Consider the following 17,372-nt stretch of genomic DNA (forward strand, 5'->3'; position numbering starts at 1 on the left):
GACGCTAGGTGACGCTTTCAAGCGTCACCGGGCGTTTTTTTCTTAGCGTTCGCGAAATTGAGCTGACGGTACGGCAGATCAATAATGGGCCACACCGCTCAGGCAGTCTCGCGACGACCAATCACGTCGTTTATTCCGGTCGGATGATTGTCTGTTCGTGCAAGTGACCCGCTGCGCCCATCATAAAAATAAGAGGAACACCGATGAACTTCAAAAGAACCTTGATGGCAGGGTTGATGGCGCTCTCCGTTTCTGCGCCGTTGACCAGTGGCTTGGTGTGTGCGGCAAACAATACCTTGGTAGTCGCTGATCGAGCCTCTTTCAAGGATTGGGATCCAGCCTCGGCTTTTTCCGAAGAGGTTCGGGTGCTGGGCAATATCTACGAGACACTTCTGGTCTATAACGCGCCAGGCAGCGCCGAGGAGTTTTCCCCCGGGCTCGCCACGTCCTGGGAAAGCAGCGACAACGGCAAGACTTGGACTTTCAAACTGCGGCACGGGGTCAAATTTCATGACGGTTCGGCGTTCAATGCCGCTGCGGTCAAGAAGTCCATTGATTACGTCAAAGCGCTAAAACAAGGCGCCGCGTATGTATGGAAGGCCTTGGATTCCGTGGAGGTCGTCGCTGACGACACGGTAGTGCTCAAGTTTCAGAGTCCCACTCCGGCCAATCTGATCGCAGCAGGTCAATACGCTGCCTACATCATTGCCCCGGCGGCGGTGGATAAAGGGCACGACTGGATGATGGCCCCCAATGCCATCGGCACCGGTCCTTATAAGCTTGGGCAGGTCGAACAGGGCCAGCAAGTGGTGCTCGAACGTTTCGAGGGTTACTGGGGCGGCTGGAAAGAAGGGCAGTTCGATCGGGTCATCGTGAAAGTCGTGTCCGAAGCTTCTACCCGTACCCAGATGATCAAGAATGGCGAGGCCGGTGTCGCCTGGGATATCCCGCTTGATCAGCTCAAGGTGTTGGGAGAGAACCCCGCCATCAAGGTGAGCACCGCGCCTTCGTGGAAGAACTTCCAATTCTTGATCAATACCCAGAAGTACCCTACGGATAACCTGGCATTCCGTCAGGCGCTGCAATACCTCTGGGATTATGAAGGTGTCACCAACGATATTCTGCACGGCTACGGCAGTGTCCCCAAGGGGCCCTTGCCCAGCAGTATCTGGGGGCATGCCAGCGTGCCCATGGCTTCTTACGATCTGGATAAAGCCCGACAATTGTTGGAAGCCTCCGGTGTACCCAAGCAGGACTGGAAAGTCTCGATGCAGTACATCGGTGGCGTCTATGCAAACGCGGCTGAACTGTTCCAGGCGACGGCGTCTCAGGTTGGGGTAGAAGTAGAGTTACGTCCCGGCGAGTGGGGGGTGATCTGGGATAAGGCGAAGAAGCTGGACACCGCTCCCAACTTGCAGTCCATGGCTTGGTGGCCGACGTATCCGACGCCCAGCGACTGGCTTTTCAGTGAGTTTCATACCGAGAAGACAACGCTGTTCAATCTGTCTCATTACAGCAACCCAAGTTTTGATCAGTTGATCGAAGAGGCGGCGGCGCTGGAAGGCAGCGACAGGACAAAATCCTCTGAAAAGTACGTCCATGCCCAGCAGCTACTGGCCAAGGACGCTCCTGCGATCTGGTACGCCGACGTGCAGCAGATACGTGTCTCCCGCAAAGACATCAAGGGTATGGAAAAAAGCCTTAATCCGGCCTATGAGGCCATTCTCTATTACAACTTGAATCGCTGAATGCCGAGCTGTTTGCGATGAAGTTGTAGAGGTAGGCCTGATTTGCCCTGACATCCGATAGTCGGTTGATTCGCCCGGTCATTCCTCAAGCGTTGATTCGCCTTGAGGGCTTTATGCTGGGCGTAAGAAGTCACGGCCAAGTTTATTAGCCACAAAAGGTAGTTTAAATGGCGAAGTATATAGCCCAGCGATTGATAGTCATGCTCTTCATTCTGTTGGGCGTGTTGACTATCACCTTCGTGCTGAGCCGAGCTCTTCCCGGTTCTCCGGTAGAGATGATGCTGGGAAATCACCCCACGGCGGAGCAAATTGCCGTCGCGCGGGAAAAACTCGGGTTGGATAAACCTCTGCCGATCCAATACTTCAATTACATCGGCAATCTTCTCCAGGGTGATTTTGGCACCAGTTTGCGCACCGGGCGGCCGGTGGTGGAGGAGGTGGTCAGGCGGGTTGGCGCGACGTTTGAACTGACGTTCCTGGCGATGTTCTGGGTGGTGGTGCTCGGGGTGCCGATCGGTGTCGTCTCTGCGGCGCGGCAGAACTCAGCGATCGATAATGTGGCGCGGGCGGGGTCCATCGCCGGGACGGCATTTCCCGTTTTCATCCTGGCCATGGGTTTGCAGTTGCTGTTCTACGGCAAGCTCAACTGGCTGCCCCTGCAAGGACGTATCGATGCTTCCATTCTTCTCGATAGTCCGTTTGAGCGTGTGACTGGTTTTTACCTGGTCGACACGCTGCTGGCCGGTAATTTCGTAGCACTGTGGAGCGCCATCAAACACCTGACGCTGCCCGTGCTCACTCTGGTCGTCGTGACCTTGGCCACCGTCACTCGGATCACTCGCAACATGATGGTGGAGGTGCTCTCCGAGGAGTACATCCGCACGGCCGTTTCCTACGGCGTACCCAAGTGGCGTATCCACTACGCCTATGCCCTGAAGGCGACAATGATCCCGCTCCTGACCGTGGTGGGCCTGACCTTCGGTTATCTGCTCGGTGGTGCGGTAGTCGTCGAGTTCGTTTTCGATTGGCCCGGCCTGGGCGGCTTCGTGGTGTTTTCGATTGCCCAGAATGATTTCCCCGCCGTGATGGGCGCCACCTTGGTGCTGGCCACGACCTATCTGTCGATCAACCTGATTGTTGATCTCTTGTATCACCTTGTTGATCCGAGGTTGCGAGTCCAATGAGTATCCAAGACGTGTCCCTGTCCATCCCCTCGCGAGCCCCGTCATGGCGCATCAAGGTCCTTGCGTTTGCCTGCGATAACAAGTTGTTTGTTTTCGGCGCGCTGTTATTGCTGTTGATCATCCTGGCAGCCATCTTCGCCCCCTGGCTTGCGCCCTATGAGCCTAACAAGATTGTTTTTTCCCAGAAGTTGCTGGCGCCCAACTGGGCACACTGGATGGGCACCGACGAGTTTGGTCGCGACATTCTTTCACGGGTGCTTTATGGCGCACGCACCTCGCTGATCATTGGAATAAGCGTGACGCTGATTGCGATGCTGATCGGGATTCCGATCGGGCTTGTATCCGGCTACTTCGGTGGTCGAATCGATACGCTGCTGATGCGTGTCTCAGACGTGTTCCTGGCCTTTCCGCCGCTGTTGTTGCCGATCGCTATCACCGCTGCGCTGGGGTCGGGATTGGCCAACGCCATGCTGGCGCTCGCCGTCTCCTGGTTTCCCTGGTACGCGAGAATCATGCGTGGTGCGGTAGTACGGGTTCGCTCGGAAACCTATATCCAAGCCGCCCGCGCCATGGGCGTCAGTCACTGCCGTATCTTGCTTCGCCATGTCCTGCCCAATGCCACCACCCCTGTGATCGTGCAGGGCTCCATGGACTTTGGTTACACCATTCTTGCCGCTGCCTCGCTGAGCTTTATCGGGCTGGGCGCCAAGCCGCCCATGGTCGAATGGGGGTTGATGGCCGCGGCGTCGCGCTCACAGTTGCTCGAAAATCCCTGGACGGTGCTGTTTCCCGGCGTCGCGATTTTTGTCCTGGTGCTGGCCGTCAACCTGGTGGGTGACGGACTGCGCGATGTGCTCGATCCAAAGAAGGGGACGCGCTGATGATCAACGAATCCTTGAAAACTCCTACGCTCGAGTCTCTCGCTGCTTCGAACAACGAGGCAGCTCAGGACCTGGTGCTGGAAGTGGAAGGACTGACGGTGTCCTTCCCTGGTTTGTTCAAGACCGTAAAGGCCGTACGCGGCATCGATCTCAAGGTAAGGCGCGGAGAGATCCTTGGGTTGGTGGGGGAGTCGGGCTCGGGCAAGTCGATGACGGCCATGTCCTGCCTCGGATTGATGCCTGAGGCCGCGCGGTTGGGAGGCAGTGTCAAGGTCGCCGGACAGCAGGTCAACGGCGCGTCGGCGTCGCAGCTGGCCGTTTTGCGTGGCGGTGGCGCGGCGATGATCTTCCAGAACCCCATGAAGGCGCTCAACCCGTTCTTCACGGTCGGGCGGCAGATGTTCGATGTCATCGGCTGCCATCGGCAACTGAGCAAGGCACAGATTCGCGCCGAGGCGCTGAGCTCGCTGGAAGCGGTGAGCATGCCCGATCCCACTCTTGCGTTAGGCAAGTATCCGCACCAGATGTCTGGCGGCCAGTTGCAGCGAGTGGTGATTGCCATGGCGCTGGCCTGTCGGCCGAAACTGCTGATCGCCGATGAGCCGACCACGGCGCTGGACGTCACCGTGCAGGCGCAGATCATCGCGCTGCTGCGCAAGCTGGCGCGAGAGCAGGACCTGGCGATTCTGTTTATCACCCACAACCTTGGCGTGGTGGCTTCGCTCTGTGACCGGGTGGCGGTGATGTATGCCGGCGAAGTGGTGGAGAGCGGTCCGGTGGGCCAGGTGTTCAAGCGACCCGCGCATCCCTACACCCTGAAATTGATGGGCACCGTGCCAAAGCTGGGGCAGGGCCCCCAACCCCTGGGCTTTATCCCGGGGCAGGTGCCGAACATGGCGGCTCCCCCGCCTGGCTGCGCCTTCAACCCCCGCTGCGAACGCGCTACCGGGCGCTGCGTCCAGGCTGCGCCGAGGGTGGAAATTGGCGAGGAACACTGGGCGGCTTGCCACAACACCTTGGTCAAGGTGTGAGGCTTCTTTGAAAGGTAAACGGCTATGAACAACAACAAACAGCCCGCACTGCTGAGCGTCACTCAGTTGCACAAGACCTACGCCAGCCGCGACGGCCTGGTGACCGCCATTGACCACATCAGCCTGGAGGTGCAGGTCGGTGAGACGGTCGCGCTGGTGGGAGAGTCCGGTTGTGGCAAAAGTACGGTGGCCGCGACCTTGCTCGGTCTGCTGCCAGCCGACAGTGGGCAAATCCTGGTCGAAGGTCGGCCGCTGCCCTCCGATGCCAGGGCTCGGGGCAAGAGCTTGAGCATGGTGTTCCAGAACCCCTATGCCTCGCTGAACCCGAAAATGACCATCAAGGCGATTGTTGCCGAACCACTGAAGGTTGCCTTTGGTTTGCGCGGCAGCGCCTTGCACGCGCGCATTCTTTCGCTGTTGGGAAACGTGGGGATGGGCGAGGAGCACATGGATCGCTATCCCCATGAATTCTCCGGTGGCCAGTTGCAGCGTATCGCTATTGCCCGTGCCCTGGCGCTGGAGTCAAGACTGCTGATCCTCGATGAGCCTACGGCGGCGCTCGACGTGTCGGTCCAGGCCCAAGTGCTGCAATTGCTCAAGACGCTGCAGACCGACAATGGCCTGAGCTACCTGTTCATCAGTCACGACCTTGCGACGGTCGAGTACCTGGCGCAGCAGGTGCTGGTGATGTACTTGGGGCGCATCGTCGAGGCCGGGCCTGTGGAGCAGGTGTTCGGTAGGCCGCGTCATCCCTACACCCGTGCGCTGCTCAACTCGGTGCCCTCCATCGACCCGGAACGCCGTGACCAGTTGCAGATCCTGAGCGGAGAAATTCCCAGCCCTTTGAACCGGCCTACCGGCTGCCACTTCGCGCCCCGTTGCCCGCGGGCCAGCGAGCGTTGTCGCCGAGAGGTGCCAGCCGAGACCCAGGATCACGGCCACCGCTTTTCTTGCCACCACCCTCTGAACGATGAGAGCTGAACCCCTATGTACAATAAAAATGACATGACCGCTCCAGGCATTGGCTACCAGGATTTAAGGCTGATGCAGGGCTATCCGCCGTCCCGGGAAAAGCAGATTGGCCTGCATAACTGGGACAGCCCGCCCTATAACCGCTGGTCGTTCCAGCACATGAGCCAGCTGTTTCCAGTGGCCGCTATTCATCGCGGTCCCGGGCCGGTCAGCGAACTCAAGCGCAACGAGCGCTCACTGGATGACGTACGTTTCCAGCGGGTCGACGGCGGGCAAACCGATCTGGCGACCTTCCTGACCGATAGTTACACCGATGGTTTTTTGGTACTTCACCAAGGCAAGGTGGTGTCGGAGCAGTATTTCAACGGTATGCAGCCGCACACGTTGCATCTGTTGCAATCGGTATCCAAGACCATCATCGGCAGCCTGGTCGGCCGGTTGATCGGCCAGGGCAGGATCGATCCTCAAGCGTGTGTCAGCCACTATGTGCCCGAGCTTTCAGCAAGCGGCTATGGCGACGCCCGGGTACAGGATCTGCTGGATATGCGCACGGGCGTGAGATTCAGGGAGGACTACACCGATCCGGACGCCGAATTCATCCAGTTGGATATCGCCTCGGGTTGGCGTGAACGGGGCGAGCGAAACGCACCCGACAGCATCTATGCCTTGTTGAAGTCACTGAGTAAAGATCGTGAACATGGCCAGTTCTTTGAGTATCGCTCAGTGGATACCGACATGTTGGCCTGGGTCTGCGAGCGGGCCTGCGGCGAGCGGCTCCCCGTTTTGTTGAGTCGGGAGATCTGGTCGAGACTGGGAGCAGAACAAGACGCGAATATCACCCTTGATCGTGTTGGAACTGCATTGGCCGATGGGGGAATAAGTGCCACGCTGCGCGATCTCGGGCGATTTGCCCAAATGTATTTGCAAGGTGGACATTACAACAGCCAGCAAATCGTCCCGGAGACATTTGTACGTGCATGCGGACGTGGCTCCACACCCGCTTTTGAAGTGCTCTACGGCTACTACACCAAGCACTTTCCTACCGCGGCCTATAGCAATAAGTGCTGGGTATTGGACAGTGAGCATGGGATTTACTCGGCGCGCGGAGTATTTGGTCAAAGCATCTTTTGGGATCCGGCTTCTGAAGTGACGATCGTAAAACTGTCCAGTTGGCCGGACTTCATCAATCCAGAGTGGACATTGGATACCTTCCGCGCTTGTGCGGCTGTGGTCGAAGAAATTCAACGCAACTGACACCGAAATTTAAACGACTGCGATTTCTCGAACACCCGTAGCCCGCTAGCACCTGGACGCTGTTCCAACCTCTGTTCCAGCGGGCCATACCTATTTCATCCAGACCGCGCTTTGTCGTGGCCGGGATGGTTGTTGCCAAAAATAAAACTTAAAGATGGAGCGACCATGAACTTGAAAACCACCCGGGCCTTGGGCTCACTGATCCCGTTGGCGCTGTTGGGCGCACTTTCCACCCACGCGCAGGCGATCCAAGTCACCGATAACCTCGATCTCGGCGGCGCCGTCCGGGCGCGTTGGGACTATGACCCGGATCGCGATATACAGAAGTTTAACTTCGATACCGTGATCCTCTCCGCCAAGTACAACTCCGACACTTGGATCGGCCAGGCCAAGTACCGTTTCTACGGACGTGCCTATCCTTACCAGTACACAGAAAATGTAGGAGACGTCCAGTTCGCCGAATTGGCCTGGATTGGCTACAAGTTCAACCCCGACCAGCAAGTCCAGGTCGGTCTGAACCAAGTGCCGTTCGGTTTGCAGCCATACTTTGGCAGCACGTTCTATCAAACCCTGGGCAATGTCGTGGGTCTGGAAGACCTGGAAGAATTGGGCGCCAAGTACATCCAGCAAAGCGGCGACTGGAATATCCAGGCCGGTTACTACGTTCGCCCGGCCTCGCAGGGCAAAGGCACCAGCAAGGGTGAAACCTACTCCAGCGTCGTCTCCGAAGCGGACAGCTATGTCATCGACGGCAGCAACAACCAGGAACGCAACACCGTGGTGCTGCGGGTGGCCAAGGCGCTGGACCTGGGGCCGTGGAAGTCCGAGGTCGGCATTTCTGGCCTGACCTCGTCCCTGGAGAACCGCGACACCGACAACGAAGGCCGGCGCAATGCCGTGGCGGTGCACTACATTGGCAAAAACGGCCCGTGGGGCGTGCAACTGCAAGCTGCGCGACAGCAGATGTCCCCGCGCAACCCCGGTACCGATGAACTGGTGACTTTCGGCGGCTACGACGCCACCTACAACGTGGCCAGTCGCGGCAACTTGTATGTGGCGGATGTGAGCTACGACGTTGGCGGCAAGTACTTGTTCGACCAGATCAGCGGCGTGCAGCTGTACGCCAACTACAGCGCCTTCGATAAATCCGCAGACGACTTCAAGACCTCGCAACGGATGATTCTCGGCACCTCGTTCTCCCTCAGCAAACTGTGGATCGCCACGGAATGGCTGTACGGCAAGAATGACCCGGTCATCGGCGGCAGCAGCCTCACCCAGAGTCTGGGGGCTGGGGGTAGTGACCGGTGGGAAAACCAGCTGTACATGAACATCGGTTACTACTTCTGATTAGAATTATGGGGCAACAGCCCTGAAGTCTTGTTCGTGAGCAGGCTCGTTCCCACAGGTTTAGCGCATAAACTTCGGGAGCGAGTTGGCTTGCGAAATCCCCAATCGGCGTTGGGTGTTTCGAGCCCACTCAGTCGCTAGGCGGGGAGGTGCACCTTCATCAGCCTATCGCTCTACGCCTGCACGGCGAGCTCTTGCACGCCCTCTCGGCCACAACAGCGCGGCCATGCCAATGGCATAGACAACCGCAAACAGCACGTACGCGATACGGGTGGAAAACAGCTGGGGCGTTTCTGTCGGCAACGCTGATACACCGAGCCCGAACAGAATCAGGAACGTCATGAGCCCTCCGCCGAATACCTTGCCAGCGGTGTTGCCCAGGGCAGCTTTGCCGGCAAACAGCAGGCTGACCAGCAGCAGGACCAGCGCCACCAGCCATAGGCTTGGTCGCAGTTCGAACAGCGTAAAGGCCAGAGAACCCACCACTCCGCCCAGCAGGTTGACGACCACCAGCCCGAGGGCGCTGCGGCTGCTCATGTCCAAGGAGAATTGGCTGAGCAACGAGGCCACCGTGATGGGGACGACCATCGCCGTGGCCAATCGTGGATCGCTCAGGCACAGGGCAACCATGGCCAGCAAAATCGCCGCGCTGGTCATGGCCTGGCGAATCACTAGCGTCAACTCCTGCGGCTGCGCGAGTGGCTGGTCGGCCTGTTCACCCGCAAGGTCGGGCATCAGCGCATGGGCGCCCCAGGTCAATAGCAAACCCAGGCTGACCGCCTTGACCAGAACGAGCACGATGGACTCGCCCAGATCACGCTGCACGGTATCGAGCATCGGCACCACAATCGCAATCACCAACATCAATGTGGGCCCCGCGCCGCCCAATTGTCGGCCTTGCGCGGTAAAGCAGGCGAAATAAAACAGCCACAGCAGCGGTAACAGTATCCACGGCCGCTCACCGAGCACGCCGGTCATGCACACCAGCAGCGCGCCGGTCAGCATACTCACCAACAACGTTATCAATCCCTGGGATAACGTTGGCGCGCGGCGGCTGGCCAAGAGGAACTGGATGGCGAACAAGGGTGCGAGAAAGGGCAGGATGTCGCCTTGGACCAGTCCCGTGCACAAGCCCACGGTCACAGCCAGGGCGACGCGCAATCCCTGGCGTTTGATCCGCAGCAGCTGCGGCGCAGCTTGCCCATCAATAGACATAGTTCAGCCAGGCGCCCAGGCGTGTCATGAATGCCCCCAAAGCGTTGGTCATGGGGTTGTCACCCGTATAGATCACCACGGTGACTTGCGAGCCGTAACGTGGGCCGATCGGGTGGGGCTCCTCCACTATCAGGCGTACCGGAAAGCGCTGCGGGTCGCGCACCCAACCACTCTCGTTGCGCACCGAGGGTAGGGCGGCGTTGCTGCTGTCTTGCTGTGCGACACCCCAGCCAACGCTTTCAACACGACCCTTGAATACCCGCCCCGGCAATACATCGAACACCAGTTCCGCCGGATCGTCGGCCTGCACATGTTCCAGACTGTTTTCCTTGAAGGCGGCAGACACCCATACCGTGGTCCTGTCGATAAAGGTCAGTGCCGGTTGGCCAGCGCTGACGACTTGGCCAACGGCGAGCTGGAGGTGGGTGATCACGCCATCGGCGGGTGCAATGACTTCGGTACGCACCAGATCCAGCCGGGCTTTTTCCAGCGCGGCCAAGGCTTGCTTGAATTGCGGGTTGTCGTTGCCTTTGGGCCCGAGTTGCTGGTGCGCCCGCTCCAGGTCGGCTTGGGCTTTGCTCACGGCCGCCTCGGCGGAACCCAGCGAGGCTTTGGCTTCATCCTGGCGGGCGGGGGCGAACACACCGCGCTCGACCATTTGATTCACTCGCCGGGCCTGCTCGCGTATGTTGTCGCGCTGCGCGCGCGCCGACACCAGCTGGGCCTGGGCGGCATCCACCGAGGCGGTGCTGGCGCCCAATGCCTGGCCGGTTTCCTCCAGCCGCGCTTCAGCCTCGCTGACGACAAGCTTGTAGGGTTGCGGGTCGATACGAAACAGCACCTGGCCGGCTTTCACCCGGGCGTTGTCGAGCACCGCGATTTCTGTCACGCGGCCACCTACCTCGGCAGCCATTTCCACCACATAGGCTTGCACCACGGCCTGTGACGTCGAGGGCGTGCGTCGTTCCATGAAAATGGAGAGGGTAAACAGCACGGCGGTCAACACCGCGACGCCTAGCGCAATGCGTCGCAGCGGATTGCCTGGCGCAGGCTTTTCAGAAGGCGGTTCAGCTTGGCGTTCTGGCTCGACGGAAACGGGCGAATTCTGCGTCTCGGGCATATCGGCACCTGCAGGTCATGGCCGTTAAAGAAATACAGAAAGCGCGAGGGAGACGCGATCCGGCGTTGGCTCAGGCCGGGTCAGTCGCAACGACCCGTGCGGTGCGAATGAACAGCGCGCGTAATTTCTCCCAGAAATTGCCACCCAGCACGAAGAAGCTGCCAACCAGCAGCGCATCACCAAGCAGTTGCAATGCCCAGCTGTTGGGGCGCAGACCGGGTGCCAAGGTATCGACATAGGGTTCGAGAAAGGAGCACACCAACGGCAAGCAGAACATCACCAGGCCAATACGGTGGCGGGTGACGCTGACTTCCTGCTCCGCGCTCGGCACAAGTCCCGACACATAGCTGAACACATGCTGCTTGAGCTCTTGAAAACCTGCCTTGCCCATCACGGCGATGACCAACAGCAACAGCACCTTGTTGATGATGAACAGGGCGCCGGTGATTGCCGCAATGGTGGAGCGGGGCACATCCGCAGCCGCTGCCAGCGGCACCAACAACCACAACGCGAGCATTAGACAAAGAATGGCGATGCCCGCCTTGAAGCGCCATTTCGCGGACGTTGACGTTGCCGGGGGCTGAGCCGTGGTCATGCTGCCTTCCCTTTCTTTGAAATTGTTGTTGGTTATGGTCTGGAGCAGGAATGAGCTTAGCAGCTGGATTGCCAACGCATTCGGTAGTGGCGGTCTTTCTGTGAATGCCCCTCAAAAACGCTTCGTCATATTTAAACTTGATCGCCCCCGCGCATTATCAATACTGTCACCTCATAGACGAGAACTGTTTTCCCCTCATTCGTAGTGACATCGACTTTAAACACGACCCAACCTCGTTCATGGTTTGACGCGTGGATAAATGATCGAACGACTCGAGCGGATAGTTTGAGCGTGTCTCCGGGCACTACCGGAGCAACCATCCTGAAACCGTCGATTTTGCCACCCGCCACGATATTTGTTTGAAGCAACAGGGCATCGCACATCAACCGCTGCGAGATAGCGAAGGTTTGCACCCCGCTGGCACAATGCACCCCAAGCGGACTCGAACGGGCAAGGTCAGGATCGATATGAATATCGAGAGGATCGTACTCGGCGGCAAAGGCAATGATCTCTTGCGTTGTGATAGGTGCAGATTGCTTGGCCGTCCAAATACTGCCTGCCGGGAGGTCTTCCCAATACAACTCTTTCTCTGCCACGGTAGCCCCTGGATTCTGTAGCGTTGAACTCAACGTACCGAAGATTGTTAAGTCAATGGTGTCGGTGGTCAGTGGCCTCGACAATGCTCAAAAGCCTTAGCGTGGTTGAATGTTTTGGACAACGAGCAAGGCCTGCCATCAAGCCTGGGGGAGGGTTGGGTTGACAGGTAATATCAGGAAATCGGAACGTAGACAGAGAACTCAGGCTCGCCGGGTTGCATAAAGCAGGATCTGCCGAAGAGATTTGAAGGTCAGCATCAGGTCAGCAGTCACTCACCGACAGAGAGGTATGGGCGTGCTCATCCAGGACAAGGGAACGACTTCAATTGGACTGGTGCATGAGGCCCTCGAGGGCGCATTGCGACGCCAGTTGGACACTTCCATCGTATTGCAGCAGGCACGTATCGACCCGGTACTCCTCACTTCTCCTCAAGCGAGGGTTTCGGCCGCTGCATTTTCTCGCCTGTGGGTCGCGCTCTCGGATCTGCTCGACGACGAGTTTTTCGCAATCGATAGCCATCCCATGCGACGGGGCAGCTTCCGATTGATGTGCCAGTCCTCGATTGACTGCGAGTCGTTAGAGCAAGCGCTGCGACGCATCCTTAAATTCCTGCGTCTCGTATTGGACGATATTCACGGTGAGCTGAGTTTTGATGGCGACTGCGCCGTCATCGTTATCCATGACAACGGCATTGAACGTCGTCTCTTCAGTTATGGAACATGGCTGATCCTGGTCCATGGACTGCTCTGCTGGCTGGGTAACAGACGCATTCCCATAAAAGAGCTCTGCTTCAGGCCGAATCGACCGCTCGACGATAGCGACTATCGGATGCGCTTCTGTGAAGACATTCAGTTTGGTGCGCCAGTGACGATGGTTCGTTTCGAACGCAGTTTTCTAAGCCTCAAGGTCGCGCAAAACAAAGCCAGCCTATCGGCATTCTTGAAAGAGTCGCCTGCCAGTCTGCTGGTGAAATATCGTAACGAGGACAGTATTAGCGCCCAGATCCGCCTCAGATTGAGAGGCCTCGATCCGGAGGAATGGCCAGAACTGGACAAGATGGCGAACACGCTGTGCATGTCTTATTCGACGCTCCAGCGAAGGCTCCAGGCCGATGGGGTCAGTTATCAGCGTTTGAAAGACAATCTGCGCCGTGACATGGCGATCAATCTGCTTTGCCAACCGAATATGACCGTGACTGAAGTGGCTACCCTCACGGGTTTCCAGGAAAGCAGTGCGTTTCATCGAGCATTCAAAAAGTGGACGGGGGTGAGTCCCGGCGCTTACCGCCGCTCCAATGCTGACGAATCGGGCGAGAGTTAAAAGCCCTTCTTGCGGTTATAAAAAGCACTGCTTCCCCGCCAGATTACCTGCTGTGATCTGCCACTCGCTTCATCCCCCCAAACCTCAATGGACCAGGACCAGCCCGATCATGCTTGGCAAGTCATGGGTGTCCAAAACGGTCACGCACAACGATGTCGTCGGGCATAGGCCGTCGCAAAGGCAACTCCTACGATGCGCTGCAGGTAGCCCTGGCATCGCCTATCAAGCGAGCCAGCAAATCTTCGCACTTCACAAACAAAAACAAGATCGAAGGAGACGCGATATGCAGCCGGTAAACGTCAATACGCTCGCGGTTGAGTCGAAGTTCAACCGCTTCCATGGGCTCATCCTGTTCTGGTGTGTGCTTATCCTGATCATCGATGGCTATGACCTCGCCGTCGTCGGTGCAGCCCTCCCGGCGATCATGAAGGACATGAACATCGATCCAACCAGCGCTGGTGTCATGGCAGGCTCTGCGCTCTTCGGAACGATGTTGGGCGCGATTTTTCTTGGCACGCTGGCCGATCGTATCGGGCGGCCCAGGATGATCGCCATCTGCGTGGCGTTGTTCAGTGTTTTCACGGCGGCGGCAGGCCTCACCAGTGACCCGATCAGCTTCAGCGTTGCTCGCTTTATCGCGGGTCTTGGCATCGGTGGTGTACTGCCCATCTGCACCGCTCAGATGGGTGAATTTTCTCCGCTCAAACTGCGTACTCGGCTGGTCACCCTGGTTTTCGCCGGGTACTCCGTGGGCGGAATTCTGGTTGCCCTGACGGGTAAGCAACTCATCGAGAGTCACGGATGGCAGTGGGTGTTTTATGTGGCGTTGCTGCCCGTGCTGCTGATCCCTCTGATCCTGAAGACCCTACCTGAGTCCATCGGCTACCTGCTCAAGAGCGGACGTCAGGACGAATTACGGGCGATCGCTCGTAAACTGGCCCCAGCTCTGGTTATCGACGAAAACACGCTGATGATCGGGAACGCCACCGTACTGGATAAACAGGAAGCCCCCGTTCGTAATTTATTCAAGGAAGGTCGGGGCTTTAGCACGGTAATGATCTGGGCTGCGTTCATGACGGGCCTGTTCATGGTCTACGCCCTTAACTCGTGGCTAACCAAGCTGATGGCGATGGCGGGTTTCAGCCTGGGTTCTGCGCTGAACTTTGTGATTGTTTTCAACGTGGGGGCCATTGCCGGCGCAATAGGCGGAGGGTGGTTGAGCGACAAGCTGAACATCAAGCACGTATTGGTCTGCTTCTACATCGTCGGTGCGATTGCGCTCACTATTCTGGGTTATACGCGTTCAACGACATTGCTGTTTCCTGTGGTGTTCATTGTCGGCGCATCGACGCTAGGGACCCAGTTGCTGGCATATGCGTACGCGGGCGATTTCTACCCGTCATCGATTCGTTCAACCGGTGTGGGTTTCGCGTCTGGTGTGGGACGAATAGGCGCAATCGTCGCCCCTGTCCTGATTGGCTGGCTGGTGTCGTTGAATCTTGCACTTGAGAAAAACTTCATGGCCATCAGCCTGGCCGGCCTCATCGGCGCTGTCGCCGTGACCCTGATCAATCAGTCGCGCGCCGACTCTACTCAAGTCAGGAAATCCCCGGCCCTGTCGAACTGAGGGATGCACCCGCCTGTAGCTGAATCCGTGGAATTGAATGCATGAAAATGAATCGCTTATCCAAACCGCCCATACCGCCTGAACTGCTTGGTCAAACGGTTGATTGGGCGATCGCTTCACGGCGCAGTATTCGGGCTTTCTTGCCCACTCCCGTACCGCGCGAAGACATTGAAGCGATCCTTGATATCGCTCGGTTCTGCGCAACGGGCGTGAACATGCAGCCTTGGCGCGTGCATGTCGTCACTGGAGAAGCAAAGACTCATCTTTCATGCGCCATCGCGGAAATTGACAACGACCCATCACTGGGCAGCGACCTTGAAGATGCCTACGACTACTACCCACGCGAGTGGACTTCACCCTATGTGGATCGGAGAAGGCAAGTCGGCTGGGAACTCTATGGGCTGCTGGGCATTGCAAAGGGCGACAAGCAGCGGATGCATGCGCAGCACGGCCGCAATTACCAGTTCTTCGACGCTCCCGTCGGCCTGATTTTCACCATGGACCGGGTGTTGAAGGAGGGCAGCCTCCTTGACTACGGAATGTTTTTGCAGGCCGTAATGATGGCAGCGCGCGGGAGGAATCTGCACACCTGCCCACAAGCCGCTTTTTTGAAATATCACCAGGTCATTTCGCAAGTCCTTGCGATCCCTTCGGATCAAATGCTGGTTTGCGGAATGAGCCTTGGATACGCCAACGAGACCAGTATCGAGAACACCTTGGTCACTGATCGGGAGCCGGTGAGCGCGTTCTGCACTTTTCATCACAATAATAAGGAAACGACATCATGAAGCCTGGTGCTTATGAGAGTGGGCTTGATCGCTGCAAGGCCAACCATCTGCCCCTGACGCCACTTGGTTTTCTGGATCGGGCAGCCCTTGTGCACCCGGATCGGGTAGCGGTGGTGCATGGCGAACTGCAACGAACCTGGCGAGAAACCCGCGGACGCTGCTATCGACTGGCCTCGGCGCTTTGCGAAAAAGGCCTGGGAGCAGGGGACACCGTTTCAATTCTGTCTCCTAACACGCCTGCCATGCTCGAAGCGCATTTCGGGGTCCCCCTCAGCGGCGCGGTACTCAATGCGGTTAATTACCGGCTGGATGCCGAAGGTGTGGCGTTCATACTGCGTCATGGCGAATGCAAGTTGCTCTTGGTGGATCGAGAGTTTGCTGCGCTGGCGGATGCCGCACTAGCGCTCCTCGAGCATCGCCCGATGGTGATTGATATCAATGATCACCTGGCGTCACTTTGCGCGAGTGTCGGGGACACTGACTACGAAACCTTCATCCGCAGCGGCAACCCTGATTTCGAAGGCGTATGGCCGGATGACGAGTGGCAGCCGATAGCACTCAACTACACCTCCGGTACAACCGGTGATCCAAAGGGCGTGGTCGCGAGCCATCGTGGCACTTACCTCATGAGTCTGCTGCAGATGACCAACTGGCCGCTCACGCGGGCGCCTCGTTACCTGTGGACATTGCCGATGTTCCACGCCAACGGATGGTGTTTTACCTGGGCGATCACGGCTGCGGCCGGTACGCACGTCTGCCTGAGAAAAGTGTGCGCAGAGACGGTGTTTGATGCGATCGATAACCACGGTGTCGATCACTTCTGTGCGGCGCCGATTGTCATGGCGATGATTGCCAATGCCGAAGATCGCCGCGTGCTCAAGACTCCGGTCCGAGTGCTGACCGCCGGTTCCCCACCTCCGGCCAGCGTACTCAACGCGGTGGTTTCACGAGGCTTCGATGTTGACCACGTCTATGGAATTACTGAAGTGTCCGGTACGCCGATCAGTTGCGTCTGGCAAGACGGCTGGGATGATCTGACGGTCGGTGAGCAAGGCGCTATGCGAGTGCGCCAAGGGGCTCGTGCAGCCGCCTTCGAAGGCTTGATGGTGGCTGACGCCGATACGATGCAGCCAGTAGCAAAGGATGGTCAGACAACGGGTGAGCTACTGCTCAGGGGCAATACCGTCATGATGGGCTATCTGAAGAATGGCAGTGCAACCCGAAAAGCTTTCGAAGGGGGTTGGTTTCATACGGGGGACGTCGCCGTCGTTCACCCCAACGGCTACGTCCAAATTACCGACCGTTGCAAAGACGTGATTATCTCCGGCGGGGAGAACATCTCGTCGGTCGAGATCGAAGAGACCATCCATGGTCACCCCGCTGTTCTATATGCCGCGGTGGTCGCTCAGCCTGATGACAAATGGGGGGAAGTACCGTGCGCGTTTGTCGAGCTGAAAACGGGTGTCGAGCCTCCCACCGAAGCAGAAATAATGGAGTTCTGCCAAGCGCGTCTGGCCCGATTCAAATGTCCGCGCAGAGTGGTCTTTATGGAGTTGCCGAAAACCGCAACCGGAAAAATCCAGAAGTTTTTACTTCGAGAGCAGGCAGGCAGTCGCGATGCCATTGTCCGTTTGGCTTCGAATGGCTAGGTCGTGGTCGCTTCCATCACATACAAATAATAAAAATAGGAGCG

General features: G+C 57.9%; 15 protein-coding genes. 11 read left to right on the forward strand and 4 right to left on the reverse strand.

Annotated features, from left to right (window positions below; genetic code table 11):
• Nucleotides 1-203 precede the first annotated feature (203 nt).
• The 7 genes from Q7C33_RS07285 (at nt 204) to Q7C33_RS07315 (ending at nt 8,417) form a co-directional block, all read left to right on the forward strand.
• The gene (locus Q7C33_RS07285; RefSeq protein WP_030141788.1) at nt 204-1,748 is read left to right on the forward strand and encodes an ABC transporter substrate-binding protein; all 1,545 of its coding nucleotides are present in this window, start codon (nt 204-206) and stop codon (nt 1,746-1,748) included.
• 167 nt (nt 1,749-1,915) lie between these two features.
• The gene (locus tag Q7C33_RS07290) at nt 1,916-2,932 is read left to right on the forward strand and encodes an ABC transporter permease (RefSeq protein WP_030141787.1); all 1,017 of its coding nucleotides are present in this window, start codon (nt 1,916-1,918) and stop codon (nt 2,930-2,932) included.
• Nucleotides 2,933-2,943: 11 nt separating this feature from the next.
• Nucleotides 2,944-3,813 (forward strand): ABC transporter permease, encoded by an 870-nt coding sequence (locus Q7C33_RS07295; RefSeq protein WP_407683076.1) that lies wholly within the window; start codon nt 2,944-2,946, stop codon nt 3,811-3,813.
• Nucleotides 3,813-4,844: an ABC transporter ATP-binding protein gene (locus Q7C33_RS07300; RefSeq protein WP_407683077.1), complete on the forward strand. Its 1,032-nt coding sequence runs from the start codon at nt 3,813-3,815 to the stop codon at nt 4,842-4,844. The genes Q7C33_RS07295 and Q7C33_RS07300 overlap by 1 nt, the downstream gene beginning before the upstream one ends.
• Nucleotides 4,845-4,868: 24 nt before the next feature.
• Nucleotides 4,869-5,825 (forward strand): ABC transporter ATP-binding protein, encoded by a 957-nt coding sequence (locus Q7C33_RS07305; protein ID WP_407683078.1) that lies wholly within the window; start codon nt 4,869-4,871, stop codon nt 5,823-5,825.
• A gap of 6 nt (nt 5,826-5,831) precedes the next feature.
• Entirely contained in the window at nt 5,832-7,070 is a 1,239-nt protein-coding gene (locus tag Q7C33_RS07310; RefSeq protein WP_030141783.1) for a serine hydrolase domain-containing protein, read from the forward strand.
• A gap of 165 nt (nt 7,071-7,235) precedes the next feature.
• On the forward strand, nt 7,236-8,417 hold the full coding sequence (locus Q7C33_RS07315) for a hypothetical protein (RefSeq protein ID WP_030141782.1): 1,182 nt from the start codon (nt 7,236-7,238) through the stop codon (nt 8,415-8,417).
• 165 nt (nt 8,418-8,582) lie between these two features.
• Here Q7C33_RS07315 and Q7C33_RS07320 read toward each other — a convergent pair whose 3' ends face one another.
• From Q7C33_RS07320 to Q7C33_RS07335, 4 genes are all read right to left on the reverse strand, one after another.
• Complete coding sequence (locus tag Q7C33_RS07320; protein ID WP_407683079.1) at nt 8,583-9,632, reverse strand: DUF2955 domain-containing protein; 1,050 nt, start codon at nt 9,630-9,632, stop codon at nt 8,583-8,585.
• Nucleotides 9,622-10,752, reverse strand: a complete 1,131-nt coding sequence (locus tag Q7C33_RS07325; RefSeq protein ID WP_407683080.1) for an HlyD family secretion protein — start codon at nt 10,750-10,752, stop codon at nt 9,622-9,624. The genes Q7C33_RS07320 and Q7C33_RS07325 overlap by 11 nt, the downstream gene beginning before the upstream one ends.
• Nucleotides 10,753-10,822: 70 nt before the next feature.
• Nucleotides 10,823-11,347: a transporter suffix domain-containing protein gene (locus Q7C33_RS07330; protein WP_030141779.1), complete on the reverse strand. Its 525-nt coding sequence runs from the start codon at nt 11,345-11,347 to the stop codon at nt 10,823-10,825.
• A 131-nt stretch (nt 11,348-11,478) separates the two neighbouring features.
• The gene (locus Q7C33_RS07335) at nt 11,479-11,943 is read right to left on the reverse strand and encodes a MaoC/PaaZ C-terminal domain-containing protein (RefSeq protein ID WP_030141778.1); all 465 of its coding nucleotides are present in this window, start codon (nt 11,941-11,943) and stop codon (nt 11,479-11,481) included.
• Nucleotides 11,944-12,232: 289 nt separating this feature from the next.
• On the opposite strand from Q7C33_RS07335, the gene Q7C33_RS07340 reads away from it, so the two are divergent.
• The 4 genes from Q7C33_RS07340 to Q7C33_RS07355 all read left to right on the forward strand — a co-directional run bounded on the left by Q7C33_RS07340 (nt 12,233) and on the right by Q7C33_RS07355 (nt 17,328).
• Nucleotides 12,233-13,264 (forward strand): AraC family transcriptional regulator, encoded by a 1,032-nt coding sequence (locus tag Q7C33_RS07340; protein WP_198795769.1) that lies wholly within the window; start codon nt 12,233-12,235, stop codon nt 13,262-13,264.
• A gap of 283 nt (nt 13,265-13,547) precedes the next feature.
• The gene (locus Q7C33_RS07345) at nt 13,548-14,891 is read left to right on the forward strand and encodes an MFS transporter (RefSeq protein ID WP_198795770.1); all 1,344 of its coding nucleotides are present in this window, start codon (nt 13,548-13,550) and stop codon (nt 14,889-14,891) included.
• 41 nt (nt 14,892-14,932) lie between these two features.
• The gene (locus Q7C33_RS07350) at nt 14,933-15,679 is read left to right on the forward strand and encodes a nitroreductase (protein WP_407683081.1); all 747 of its coding nucleotides are present in this window, start codon (nt 14,933-14,935) and stop codon (nt 15,677-15,679) included.
• On the forward strand, nt 15,676-17,328 hold the full coding sequence (locus tag Q7C33_RS07355; protein ID WP_407683082.1) for an AMP-binding protein: 1,653 nt from the start codon (nt 15,676-15,678) through the stop codon (nt 17,326-17,328). The genes Q7C33_RS07350 and Q7C33_RS07355 overlap by 4 nt, the downstream gene beginning before the upstream one ends.
• The last annotated feature ends 44 nt before the right edge of the window (nt 17,329-17,372 follow it).

It is taken from the genome of Pseudomonas sp. BP11-1-1, assembly GCF_052112105.1.
Lineage (GTDB): Bacteria > Pseudomonadota > Gammaproteobacteria > Pseudomonadales > Pseudomonadaceae > Aquipseudomonas > Aquipseudomonas alvandae.

Coding starts and splice junctions, on each gene's coding strand:
- Q7C33_RS07285 (WP_030141788.1), top strand. CDS start 204: ATGAACTTCAAAAGAACCTTGATGGCAGGGTTGATGGCGCTCTCCGTT.
- Q7C33_RS07290 (WP_030141787.1), top strand. CDS start 1,916: ATGGCGAAGTATATAGCCCAGCGATTGATAGTCATGCTCTTCATTCTG.
- Q7C33_RS07300 (WP_407683077.1), top strand. CDS start 3,813: ATGATCAACGAATCCTTGAAAACTCCTACGCTCGAGTCTCTCGCTGCT.
- Q7C33_RS07305 (WP_407683078.1), top strand. CDS start 4,869: ATGAACAACAACAAACAGCCCGCACTGCTGAGCGTCACTCAGTTGCAC.
- Q7C33_RS07310 (WP_030141783.1), top strand. CDS start 5,832: ATGTACAATAAAAATGACATGACCGCTCCAGGCATTGGCTACCAGGAT.
- Q7C33_RS07315 (WP_030141782.1), top strand. CDS start 7,236: ATGAACTTGAAAACCACCCGGGCCTTGGGCTCACTGATCCCGTTGGCG.
- Q7C33_RS07320 (WP_407683079.1), bottom strand. CDS start 9,632: ATGTCTATTGATGGGCAAGCTGCGCCGCAGCTGCTGCGGATCAAACGC.
- Q7C33_RS07325 (WP_407683080.1), bottom strand. CDS start 10,752: ATGCCCGAGACGCAGAATTCGCCCGTTTCCGTCGAGCCAGAACGCCAA.
- Q7C33_RS07330 (WP_030141779.1), bottom strand. CDS start 11,347: ATGACCACGGCTCAGCCCCCGGCAACGTCAACGTCCGCGAAATGGCGC.
- Q7C33_RS07340 (WP_198795769.1), top strand. CDS start 12,233: ATGGGCGTGCTCATCCAGGACAAGGGAACGACTTCAATTGGACTGGTG.
- Q7C33_RS07345 (WP_198795770.1), top strand. CDS start 13,548: ATGCAGCCGGTAAACGTCAATACGCTCGCGGTTGAGTCGAAGTTCAAC.
- Q7C33_RS07350 (WP_407683081.1), top strand. CDS start 14,933: ATGAAAATGAATCGCTTATCCAAACCGCCCATACCGCCTGAACTGCTT.
- Q7C33_RS07355 (WP_407683082.1), top strand. CDS start 15,676: ATGAAGCCTGGTGCTTATGAGAGTGGGCTTGATCGCTGCAAGGCCAAC.